Annotated in this window: 11 protein-coding genes; 4 read left to right on the forward strand and 7 right to left on the reverse strand. The window is 29.7% G+C overall.

The features are described from left to right. Positions 1-159: 159 nt before the first annotated feature. From RH99_RS07480 to RH99_RS07510, 7 genes are all read right to left on the reverse strand, one after another. Positions 160-741: a PsbP-related protein gene (locus RH99_RS07480; protein ID WP_010236061.1), complete on the reverse strand. Its 582-nt coding sequence runs from the start codon at positions 739-741 to the stop codon at positions 160-162. A 137-nt stretch (positions 742-878) separates the two neighbouring features. After that, positions 879-2,501, reverse strand: a complete 1,623-nt coding sequence (locus tag RH99_RS07485) for a hypothetical protein (protein ID WP_010236063.1) — start codon at positions 2,499-2,501, stop codon at positions 879-881. 296 nt (positions 2,502-2,797) lie between these two features. Next, positions 2,798-3,640: a 16S rRNA (adenine(1518)-N(6)/adenine(1519)-N(6))-dimethyltransferase RsmA gene (rsmA, locus tag RH99_RS07490; RefSeq protein ID WP_035776721.1), complete on the reverse strand. Its 843-nt coding sequence runs from the start codon at positions 3,638-3,640 to the stop codon at positions 2,798-2,800. Between the two features lie 3 nt (positions 3,641-3,643). After that, a complete protein-coding gene (gene rnmV / locus RH99_RS07495) occupies positions 3,644-4,189 on the reverse strand; it encodes a ribonuclease M5 (protein ID WP_010236067.1) in 546 nt (181 codons plus the stop codon). 152 nt (positions 4,190-4,341) lie between these two features. Continuing rightward, complete coding sequence (locus RH99_RS07500; RefSeq protein WP_010236068.1) at positions 4,342-5,361, reverse strand: resuscitation-promoting factor; 1,020 nt, start codon at positions 5,359-5,361, stop codon at positions 4,342-4,344. Between the two features lie 297 nt (positions 5,362-5,658). Continuing rightward, complete coding sequence (locus tag RH99_RS07505; RefSeq protein WP_010236070.1) at positions 5,659-6,423, reverse strand: TatD family hydrolase; 765 nt, start codon at positions 6,421-6,423, stop codon at positions 5,659-5,661. Positions 6,424-6,456: 33 nt separating this feature from the next. Then, positions 6,457-7,569, reverse strand: a complete 1,113-nt coding sequence (locus RH99_RS07510) for a DUF362 domain-containing protein (protein ID WP_010236072.1) — start codon at positions 7,567-7,569, stop codon at positions 6,457-6,459. A gap of 326 nt (positions 7,570-7,895) precedes the next feature. Here RH99_RS07510 and RH99_RS07515 point away from each other — a divergent pair, with 326 nt between their 5' ends. The 4 genes from RH99_RS07515 to RH99_RS07530 all read left to right on the forward strand — a co-directional run bounded on the left by RH99_RS07515 (position 7,896) and on the right by RH99_RS07530 (position 11,241). Beyond that, entirely contained in the window at positions 7,896-8,897 is a 1,002-nt protein-coding gene (locus RH99_RS07515) for a LytTR family transcriptional regulator DNA-binding domain-containing protein (RefSeq protein WP_010236074.1), read from the forward strand. A gap of 227 nt (positions 8,898-9,124) precedes the next feature. Beyond that, entirely contained in the window at positions 9,125-9,973 is an 849-nt protein-coding gene (locus tag RH99_RS07520) for an ABC transporter ATP-binding protein (RefSeq protein WP_010236076.1), read from the forward strand. Beyond that, a complete protein-coding gene (locus tag RH99_RS07525; RefSeq protein ID WP_010236077.1) occupies positions 9,970-10,680 on the forward strand; it encodes an ABC transporter permease in 711 nt (236 codons plus the stop codon). The genes RH99_RS07520 and RH99_RS07525 overlap by 4 nt, the downstream gene beginning before the upstream one ends. 27 nt (positions 10,681-10,707) lie before the next feature. Beyond that, positions 10,708-11,241: an ABC transporter permease gene (locus tag RH99_RS07530; protein WP_010236079.1), complete on the forward strand. Its 534-nt coding sequence runs from the start codon at positions 10,708-10,710 to the stop codon at positions 11,239-11,241. Positions 11,242-11,303: the final 62 nt, after the last annotated feature.

Here is an 11,303-nt window from a genome sequence, read left to right on the forward strand (position 1 = left end):
AGATGCGACGTATATTTTGAAGCCTACAAGGAAATAGGTTCTTCAGATAGTGAGCTATCTGAAGGTTCTGTTGACGTGGTTGGATTCAAAATAGACTAACATACTGACTAGTTATTTATTTGAATATGCCTAAAGCAACATATCCATAGTTGTACTAATTTATTCATATTTTAAGGTTTCTACTATTGCTCTAAATACAGAAGGCATATTATTATTAAGCTTGTCACTTTCTACATAAAAAGAAAATCTAATAAACTTTTCATTATATTTCACAAAATACTCAAAGGCATTATAGGGTTTCCCATCTCCAGTTGTTTTATAAGTAACTAAATAACCTTCATTATTATTTATCTTTATATCAGATATTTTAAAGTCCTGTGATTTATTTTGAACTTCTGGGCTAACCTTACTATCATCTAAAAAACTTTTTAAATCTCTCTTTAAATTCCATACCTGAACATATCCATGAATACTATTATCCTGTGCCTTAAAATTATTATGATACAGTATTTCCCCTCCACTATATTTCTCTTCACTTGTTGTCCACTTTGAAGGTAACTTATAGCTTATTTTATGGTCTGTCACATAATATTCTTTTAATGCACCCATATTATTTTGAATAAAAGCTGTTGTTCTTATTCTATTATCTAATCTTATTCCTATTGAAAAAAGAACTACCATAAGCCCCATAACTACAAATATTACTCCTAATTTTTTTCTGTCTACAACAAATACTTTCATATATAATACCTCCTTATTTATTAAAATTTTTCATGAGTAATATTGATTGTAATATGCCACGAAAAAATTAAGACGGTATAAATAAAACTCACATAATAATGACCATTTTATTTACACCGACTATAAGCTTACACATTTCACTTGTTCACAGGAATTACTATTACTGACTTTCTGAAATCATAGAATAATAACCAATATCCCATATTTCCATATTTACCCTTATTATTTTTTCCTTGAACCCAGCTTACAAATCCAAATTTACCTCCAAAAGGTTGATCATAATGAGCTTTTGTACCTGGTATACCATAAACTATATATTTCACTTTTCCTTCTTTGTCATATTTATATCCAAACAAATAGTGACCATGTCTTATTATATAAGGGAAGTAGCTTATCATAGGATAATATAATATTGTATACCTGTTATAGCTCGAAGCTTTGTACATGTCTTCAATTGATCTTACTGGCAACTTATATAATTTACATCTACTAAGATCTTGAAACTCATCATTCCACTGTTGTAAATTATTTGTCAATCCATCAAAAAATCTTCCTGACTTTGTTTTACTATAATCTTTTGATTTCTGGACATTAGGATCTTTTACAGTGTTATCTTTATTTGCATATTCTACACTATAGTTATTATTAAAATTAATCTTATTATTGTAGTAATTGTTGTCTTTATTATCTTTGTTATCCTTGTTATCTTTATTATCCTTGTTATCTTTATTATCCCTATTATCTTTGTTATCTTTGTTGTCCTTGTTGTCCTTGCTATCCTTGTTATCCTTGTTTTCCTTGTTATCCTTGTTTTCCTTGTTTTCCTTGTTATCCTTGTTATCCTTGTTTTCCTTGCTATCCTTGCTATCCTTGTTATCCTTGTTATCCTTGTTTTCCTTGTTATCCTTGTTATCCTTGTTTTCCTTGCTATCCTTGCTATCCTTGTTATCCTTGTTATCCTTGTTATCCTTGTTATCCTTGTTATCCTTGTTATCCTTGTTGTCTTCGTTATCTACTACTTTTGATTTATTATCTTTATTTTTATTTGAATCATACTTTGAATCTTTATTCTTCTTTGAGTTTCTAATACTGTCCTTATCATCATCATTTAAATCCTTTAACTTCTCTTTCAATTCTGTAGGTTCTAATATATTACTGTCTTTATTCGGTTCATTCCTATCATCTGAACTATTATTTTGTTCAGTTTCTTTTTCTACTTTCACTTTTTCTATTTTTTCTTCGTATTCATCAAAACTTCTGTCTTTGTGTTCAACAGTACTATTTTGATTTTCTGATTTTGTTTTTTCATCGTTTTCTCTTTTCTTCACGTTATCTACTAACGTATACTTTTTCCAGTCATTGGGAATATCTGTAATGGAAAATCCATTTAATACCCCTATTATATTTGTATCCACAGACCTAATTACAGCTGCACCACAAACTTTATCAACTGACACTCCACTGGCCGCAATATTCTCAGGAGTAAATTCTTTACTCACCTCTGCTCTTCCAGTATTGTCTATGTTTAATTCACCAAGCTTAACTAATTTCTTTTCATCTTTCTTATTACAAATAAGTAGTATATAATATGGCTTCATTTCTTTTTTTAGGTTTTGAACGTAAAATGAAATCTTACATTTATTGTTCTTTACCTCTATTTTGGCATAACCGGTTGGTGCTTTGTCTGATGCTAATCCATACCCTTTTTCGTCTTCTTGAAGTATTATGAAATTTCTACTATATTTCTTTTTCTGACTCAACCTCTTTATCCCCCCACAATATTCATATAATATAATATATGAGGTAAGTTACTAAAAATGAACAAATAAATAAATAAAAAGTGCCAAGCAATTTATACTTAGCACTTTTTAATACTCTAAAAGAGTATTGTTAAGGCATGTGAAAATAAATAATAAGTCAAAGATGCGACGAATATTTTGAATCATACAAGGAAGCAGGTTCCGAGGATAGTGAGCTATCTGAGGGTTCTGCCGACGCAGTAAGATTCAAAATAGGCTAGCATACTGACTAGTTATTTATTTGAATATGCCTAATGTTATTTATTAACGATACCATATACAACATCTGCCAGTTTTCCAAACTCTTCAATGGAAAGAGTCTCTCCTCGTCTTTTAGGATCTATACCTGACTCTGAAAATGCATATTCGAGGTTTTCTTTGCTTAATTTTAATTGCTTAAGTGCATTCCAAAGGGTTTTTCTTCTCATATTAAAAGAATCTCTTACTATAGTAAAAAATAACTTTTCGTCCTTCACCTTTACTCTAGGCTCAATTAACCTATCTAATTTTATCACTATGGATTCAACCTTTGGCTGGGGAATAAATGAAGCTGGAGAAACTTTCCTTATTATCTCCGTATCACAATAATATTGTACAAGTAATGATAATGCACCATACTCCTTGCAATTTGGTTTTGCTGCTATTCTCTCAGCCACTTCCTTTTGTATCATTATCGTAAGAGATTTAAAAACATATCCACTAATCAATAATTTTGATATTATTGGTGTAGTAACATAGTAGGGTAAATTAGCTACTAGCTTAACCGAATTTTCATAATTTATAATTTCATTAAAATCCACTTTAAGTGCATCTTTATGTACTAAAGTAAAATTATCATATTCTTTTAATTCTTCTTCTAATATAGGTAAAAGATCACTATCAAGTTCAATAGCACATACGGCTTTAGCTGAATCTAATAATTGTTTTGTAAGTGTTCCAACTCCTGGACCGATTTCGATTACAAAATCTTCCTTTGAAATATCTGCTCCCTTTACTATGTCAGTTAAAACTGTACTATCAATCAAAAAATTCTGTCCTAAACTCTTTGTAAATTTGAACCCATACTTTTTAACGATCTCTTTTGTGTTCACACTTTCCATGCTTTATTTTATCTCCTTTTCTGCCCTTTTCACAGCTTCCACCAATTCTTCCTTTGTTATTCCAAAGTTATTTAGCCTTGTTAGAAATTGAGCAGAATTAGCATAGCCAATGCCTAATTGTCTTCCCACTCCATCTCTTCTCTCTTTAGCCTTGCCGTCTGCTGTGAGTTTAAAAAATATCATATCTTGAATATTAAAAATCTCAACCTTCTCTTTGTTTTCGCATTTTGCATTATTAAGAGCTCTTATTATAGCTCCTGGCTCTGCATTCTCAACGCCTATATCATCGTCCTTTGTTCCTTCTCTTTGAGTAATTCTTGCGTGCTTTACACCCTTTACTCTCTTTGTTATTATCCTTCTTATCTTTTCTCCTGCAAAGTCTGGATCAGTAAATACAATAACTCCTCTTCTTTTCTGAGCATCTATTATTTTATCAATAACTGCCTTATTTATTCCAAAACCTCCTACAGCTATAACATCAGCATCTACCGATCTCTTTATGGCAGAAATATCATCTCTTCCTTCAACAACAATTACCTCTTTAATCATTTTTTCCTCCAAATACATATAGAATATTCTTCTAATTATATAGCTTAAGCTATCTGAGAAGAAATAACAAGTCAAAGATTAAAGTCATATCTTATGCAAAGCAAGTTACATATATTAATAATAATTAAATAAAAAAAAGGAGCCCTAAGGCCCTATTTCAAGATATACACATCTACTGGTCTGATACCCCAGTTCTCACATTCAGTTTCGCTTGTAAAAAATAAGTCTATTCGGTTTCCCTTTATTAAACCACCAGTGTCTTCAGCTATTCCATAACCATACCCTGGCACATAAAGTTTTGTTCCTAGCGGGATTACCCTAGGATCAACAGCTATAGAGCTATATCCATTAGAATCTCTCTTGGTTCTTGTTCCAGAAGCCGTTATTCCAAATCTAAGATCCGCAGTATATGCAGTGGCCTTTGCATTAATCTTGCTTTTATAAGTTGCTTTACCACCACGATTTGCATTTACAACTCCAAGAGTTCCTACTTTAACAACAGCTTTTACAGGTTCACTTTTTACTACTTCACTTACTATGTTCCTTGCAACTTCCTTACCATCTTCATATGTCACATTAGTGATTATTTCCTTTGAACCAGCTACACCTTGCTGGATAACCTGCTTTTCATCATTTCCCATATTATTATCATTTTGAACAACTGTTTCAAAATCTATGGGCTTTGCTTCCACAAGCTTTTGTGTACTAACTCTTGTTACCACAACCTTCATTCCATTTTTAATAGAATCATTTTTTGAAGGTTTTACTTTATCTGAGTCACTTAGTTTTATACCTTCTGCCTTCAACATATCTTCTACTGAATCTTCTCCAGACTTAACTTTTATGTCTTTACCATCTACAAGCAACTCTAAACCTACTGCTTTCTTTATATATATCTCTTGTCCACTTTTTATTCTTATGTCTACACTAGGCTTAATCTTATCCTTTGGTTCTATTTTAATGTTGTTTTGCTCTAAAATATCCTTTACGGTATTTTTGTATGATATAACTTTTTTTGTCTCCCCATTAAGAGACACTGTTACAACTTTTCTCATACTTCTTGCATATATGGTAACACTTAATATTATAATCACCATAACTAGAGCCATAATAGAACCCTTTGAAAAATAACTCTTAAAATCAAAAAAATTATCTTTCAATTTTTTAAACATACTAATCCCCCCTTTTAGCAAGAATCCCTAACATTATAACTACAAATTAGATATACTGTCAAATTCCATGCCATTATTAGACAAAACCAGAAAATCAAGTATTGCATTTAGTAAAATAAATGTATAATAGCTTTAATTTTACAATAACTGATTTTACCATAGGAAGGTTAATACACTAGGTTAATCCCTTTATTAAATTATATGGTATCATATAACTTAATATTACTAATAAAACAAAATTTATCTGAACATTTTGTGCCCAGATAAATAAAAACTTTATATAATTATTTTACATTACTAATCTATTTTTAGCAAATTCTTGGTATTCAGTATAGTCTGATTTTTTACATTTATTGGAATATCTCTCCTGATTTCTGCTATTTTCTCTGCTATATATTCTATATAATCAGATCTATTTCTCTTACCCCTATTAGGTTCTGGTGCCATATAAGGACAATCTGTTTCTAGAAGCATTTTATCAAGGGGTATCTCCCTTGCAACCTCTACTGTCTTTCTCGCATTCTTAAAGGTTACAACTCCTGTAAATCCAATGTAATAACCCAGTTTGATACATTCTCTTGCCATCTCTAAACTTCCAGAAAAACAATGGACTACTCCATGAACCTTAGGAAATTGCTTTATTATTTCTAAAGTATCAGCATGAGCTTCTCTATTATGTATAACTACAGGAAGATTAAGTTCTTCTGCCAATTGCATTTGTTTTATAAATGCCTTTTTCTGTACTTCTCTAGGTGGATTTTCTTCATAATGATAATCCAGTCCTATTTCACCTATAGCTCTTACCTTTTGATTTTTAGCAAGACTTCTAAGTTCCCCTATAACATCCTCATTTATAATGTGTGCAAACTCTGGATGAATGCCTACTGCTGCATAAAAGAAATCATATTTATCTGAGAGTTTTACAGAATCTCTAGCTCCCTCTAATGAAGCTCCGCAGTTAAGCACTCCTATAATTTCATTTTCTCTAAGTTCCTTTATAACCTGCTCTCTATCCTCATTAAAAGCCTCATCATCATAGTGTGCATGTGAATCAAAAATCATATTTTACATTCTCCTTTTCTAGTTCAAAGTTAACTATAATATATTTATTAATTCATAGTCCTCTTTTCCAAGTCCTATTTCTTGTCCATGATCAAGTCCTGTCTTCCAATTAGTATTATCATGTATGTGACCAAATTTATCTTCTCCTTCATGATAGTGAATATCATCTAATATAGATCCATTTATCTTAGGTGCATTGTTTACCATATCCACACATGCCTTATCTAATGCCACAGGATCAAAAGAAGCTGCTATTCCAAGATCAGGTACTATAGCCATGTCATTATTATCCCAACAATCACAGTTAGGCGAAACATTCATAATAAAATTAATATGAAAGTTAGGCTTACCTTTTACCACTGCATAAGCATATTCAGCAATTTTCTCATTTGCAGTATCAGCAGATTCATTCCACACAACTTGTGCGGCATCAAACTGACAAATTGCTACACATTGTCCGCATCCCACGCACTTCGCATAATCAATAGTAGCCTTTTTATTTTCATCAAAGCTTATGGCGTCTTGTGCGCAATTTTTAATACACATTCCACAGGCTACACAATTATCCTTTTGTATTTTAGGTTGTGATGCAGAATGCATTTCGAGTTTTCCACCTCTTGACCCAGATCCCATTCCAAGATTTTTAAGAGCTCCTCCAAACCCGGTCATTTCATGACCTTTAAAATGATTCATTGAGATAATAATATCCGCATCTGCTATAGCAGTACCTATTTTAGCAGTTTTACAATGTTTTTGATCTATTTTAACTTCAGTATAATCTGTTCCCTTAAGGCCATCTGCAATTATTACATTGCAACCTACAACCATTGGATTAAATCCATGCTTCATTGCAGTATCAAGATGATCTAATGCATTAGCTCTTTTTCCTGAATACAATGTATTAGCATCAGTTAGAAATGGCTTTCCACCCAATTCATTAATTACTTCTACAACTTTTGCTGCATAGTTTGGCCTTATATATGCAAGATTTCCTATCTCACCAAAATGAATTTTTATAGCCACAAACTTATCTTTAAAATCTATATTCTTAATTCCAGCCTTCACCATTAACTTTCCTAATTTATCCAATAAATTAGTACCTGGTTTTGTTCTCAAATTTGTAAAATAAACTTTAGATTTTTCCATTTGATATCATCTCCTAAATAGTTTTTTCTTAGCCTACCATTAAAATACATTATAACTCTTATTTTTATAGCACTTCAATTTATTTTTATATAACTTCAATTTATTTTTTTCATTATTCCAATAGGTCACTACACTCTATTAAAGTTAATTTTACCCATAAGAAATCTATGTTATAATATGGATAACTTTTAATTTATGGATATTTTTTCATAAACTAAACTCTTATATTTAAAGATAATTTTTACTTATTCTGCACTTTATAAATAATTATATAAAGATATAGTACTACTACATTATATTTATTAACTTGGAGGTAGCTGTTTAAAATGGAACTACTAAATATAAAAAATTTATCAAAGGAAAACAAGAATTCTAACATTATAAATAATATGAATTTAACTATAAGCAAGGGTAAAACCATTGGTATAAAATGTTCTGAAGAAATATGCCTTACACTTTTCAAATTGATTTTTGGGAAAATTCAACCTTCAAAAGGAAGTGTAACTCAATCAGATGAAACTAGAATAAATCTGGTTTTAAAAGATGATGGACTCTATGAGAGACTTACTGTAAATGAATACTTAAAATTCTTTAGAGACATATCTAATTATAAATCCCCTATTGAAGAAATTAAAATTAAGTTAGGACTTGTTACTTTAAAAAATACAAAAATAAAAAACCTTAGCCACTCTGAAAAAGGAAGACTAAGAATTGCCAGAGCACTTGTTAGCAATTCTAATTTGATTTTGATACAAGAGCCTACTTTATATCACGATATGGAAAGCTCCTTAATAATAAGAGAAGCTTTACCCTATATTAATAGCTTAGGAATAGCTTTAGTTTGTACCTCTGTTTCGTTGGAAGAAATACTCTTATTAGATTGTACAGGCTATATTCTAGACAAGAACGGCTTCAACGCAATAGAAATAGATACCAATTGTAATCGTGATGATAAGCCAAATAAACCTATTATTTCTGAACCACACATGCTAAAGATAACTAAAATACCAGCAAAGATTAATGAAAAAATAATACTCTTCAATCCTACAGAAATAACTTATATGGAAAGTCTAAATGGAACTACTTATATTAATGTAGGAGAAGAAAAATTCCCTTGTGCCATGTCCTTAACGGAACTGGAAAATAAACTTAAAGACTTTGGATTTTTTAGGTGCCATCGTTCCTATTTAGTAAACTTACAGAAAGTTAGAGAAGTTATTAATTGGACAAGAAATAGTTTTAGCCTTACCTTAGATGACAAATATAAAAAGTCTATACCTCTTTCAAAGAGCAGACTAGATGACATAAAAAAACTACTGTATATATAATCATAATCAATCTTCTTGTATTAAAAAAAATATACCTTATTTATTATTATATGATTTATAATCCATAGTTAAAATTACTCTTTTTAACCTTTATATTGCTCCTTTCATAGTTTTTTTAATGCTATTAGAAGTTGAAAACAGGATAATTATATTAAAGATAACTCAAATAAATCTAAGTCAATATATATTTGAAATGTCTAGAGTTAATTTAGAAAGGGGCAATATAAATGGACACTATACTATCAATGAAAAATATAAAAAAGTGCTTTAAAAATAAGATAGTTCTAAATGGATTAACTTTCGATGTAAGAAAGAATGAAATATTTGGTCTCTTAGGGCCCAGCGGTGCCGGAAAAACCACTACTATTAAAATATTAACCTCACAAATATTACCTACATCAGGAGATTCTGAAGTTTTAGATACCAATGTTTATTCCTTTAATAGAAACATTTTAAATAGAGTTGGTATTCTCACAGACAACAGTGGTGTGTATGAAAGGCTTACAGTTTGGGACAACCTAAAACTTTTTACAGATATAGCTGTTACAGACAAAACCAATATCGATATTATGTTAAAGAGAGTAGGACTTTTAGATAATAAAAAAACTGTAGTTAAAAAGCTTTCTAAAGGCATGAAACAAAGACTTATACTTTCGAGAGCCCTTATAAATGATCCTGAATTATTATTTTTAGATGAGCCAACTTCTTCTCTTGATCCTGCACTTTCAGCAGAAATCCATAAATTATTGAAGGAATTGAATATACAAGGAACCACTATATTTTTAACCACCCATGATATGGTAGAGGCAGATAAGCTTTGTGACAGAATAGGATTCTTAAACGAAGGTAAAATAGTTGAACTGGATACCCCTGAAAACTTAAAACTGAAATATGCTAAACGTGTTATAACAGTTAAGCTAAAAGGTAGAAGTGAAAAAATATCTGTAGGTATAAATGCAGAAAGTGCTGAAAAAATACGTTCCTGGATAGCAACAGAAGCTTTGGAATCTATCCATTCCTATGAGCCAACTATAGAAGAAATATTTTTAAAAGTAACTGGGAGGGACTTAATATGAATTTTTCAATTATGAGGGTAAAAGCTTTGTTTATGAAGGAGTTAAAGGATTATTACAGAAATCCTAATGTTTTAATTACATTTTTAGCTCCTGTTATATTTATATGTTTGTTAGGATTTATTCCCCATAAAAGTGCTAATTTAAGTATGTTCCTTTTTAATCTTTCTTTAAATTATGGCATAGGATTTATCTGTTTACCTTCTATAGCCATGTTAATTGCTGAAGAAAAAGAAAAAAATACTTTAGATGTACTTACACTTTCTTCAGTGACTTCTATTGAATTTCTAATCAGCAAAATATTATTGCCTTTTTCACTCTCTCTATTAGCGCTATTAATTTCCTTTATATCATTTAAAATTAATATAAAATATTTACCTGAATTTTTTATTATAGAATTAATGTGTATTATTAGTGTTATTATTATTGGTGCAACTATAGGTATGCTTTGTGATAATCTAACAAGTTCAAGTATGATTTCCATAATAGTCTTAATATTTATAATGGCTATACCTAGCTTTTCTAATGCTAATCGTATATTTAACACTGCTGCAAATTTCCTTGGAAGTTACCATTCAAATCTAATAATTAAAAATATTACTAATGGATATTCTATATTCTATTCCAAATATAGCTTATTTATAGTATTTATATGGATAATTATACCGATATTTATATTCATATTATCTTACAATAAAAGACAATTATAGCAATTCACACTATTAGGAGGCTTTACAATGAATTTTTCAATTAGAAAGACTAGAGCTATATTTATAAAAGAATTAAAAGAATATTATAGAAATCCTTATATAATATTTGTATTATTGCTACCATTAGTTTTTTCTTTATTTTACTCAAATTTATTTCGAGATACTAAAATTTTTATTCCTGTAATGAACTTCTGTATTAATCTTAGCATTGTATTATTAGGAATACAGCTACCATCTTATTTCATTTTGGAAGAAAAAGAAAAGAAGACATTAGACGTTCTTATACTTTCTTCTGTAAATGCTCTTGAATTTATTACTGGAAAATTATTGCCTATAATTATAGTATCCATAATATCAAATATGATTGTCCTTTTTTTATTTAATACTAATTTTGAATGCATCATATCTCTTATAATTATAACAACTGTAAATTCACTTATCATGATTGTATTTAGTACTATAATTGCATTAATAAGTACTAATCAAATGCATGGTCAATTATATTTAATATTATTCATTATTATCTTTTTTCATATTACCTTCTTCTATTTTACTCTTTAATAACATTTCAATTCAATAATCTTAATTTTTAAACACTATTTTTAGTCATATTAGGAATCTCT

Source organism: Clostridium arbusti SL206, from assembly GCF_000246895.1.
Classification (GTDB): Bacteria; Bacillota; Clostridia; order Clostridiales; family Clostridiaceae; genus Clostridium_I; species Clostridium_I arbusti.

What these genes read in the sequence shown, in the direction of transcription:
- RH99_RS07515 (WP_010236074.1), top strand. Translation starts at nt 7,896, where the DNA reads ATGGAACTACTAAATATAAAAAATTTATCAAAGGAAAACAAGAATTCT.
- RH99_RS07520 (WP_010236076.1), top strand. Translation starts at nt 9,125, where the DNA reads ATGGACACTATACTATCAATGAAAAATATAAAAAAGTGCTTTAAAAAT.
- RH99_RS07480 (WP_010236061.1), bottom strand. Translation starts at nt 741, where the DNA reads ATGAAAGTATTTGTTGTAGACAGAAAAAAATTAGGAGTAATATTTGTA.
- RH99_RS07530 (WP_010236079.1), top strand. Translation starts at nt 10,708, where the DNA reads ATGAATTTTTCAATTAGAAAGACTAGAGCTATATTTATAAAAGAATTA.
- RH99_RS07500 (WP_010236068.1), bottom strand. Translation starts at nt 5,361, where the DNA reads ATGTTTAAAAAATTGAAAGATAATTTTTTTGATTTTAAGAGTTATTTT.
- RH99_RS07525 (WP_010236077.1), top strand. Translation starts at nt 9,970, where the DNA reads ATGAATTTTTCAATTATGAGGGTAAAAGCTTTGTTTATGAAGGAGTTA.
- rnmV (WP_010236067.1), bottom strand. Translation starts at nt 4,189, where the DNA reads ATGATTAAAGAGGTAATTGTTGTTGAAGGAAGAGATGATATTTCTGCC.
- RH99_RS07505 (WP_010236070.1), bottom strand. Translation starts at nt 6,423, where the DNA reads ATGATTTTTGATTCACATGCACACTATGATGATGAGGCTTTTAATGAG.
- RH99_RS07510 (WP_010236072.1), bottom strand. Translation starts at nt 7,569, where the DNA reads ATGGAAAAATCTAAAGTTTATTTTACAAATTTGAGAACAAAACCAGGT.
- rsmA (WP_035776721.1), bottom strand. Translation starts at nt 3,640, where the DNA reads ATGGAAAGTGTGAACACAAAAGAGATCGTTAAAAAGTATGGGTTCAAA.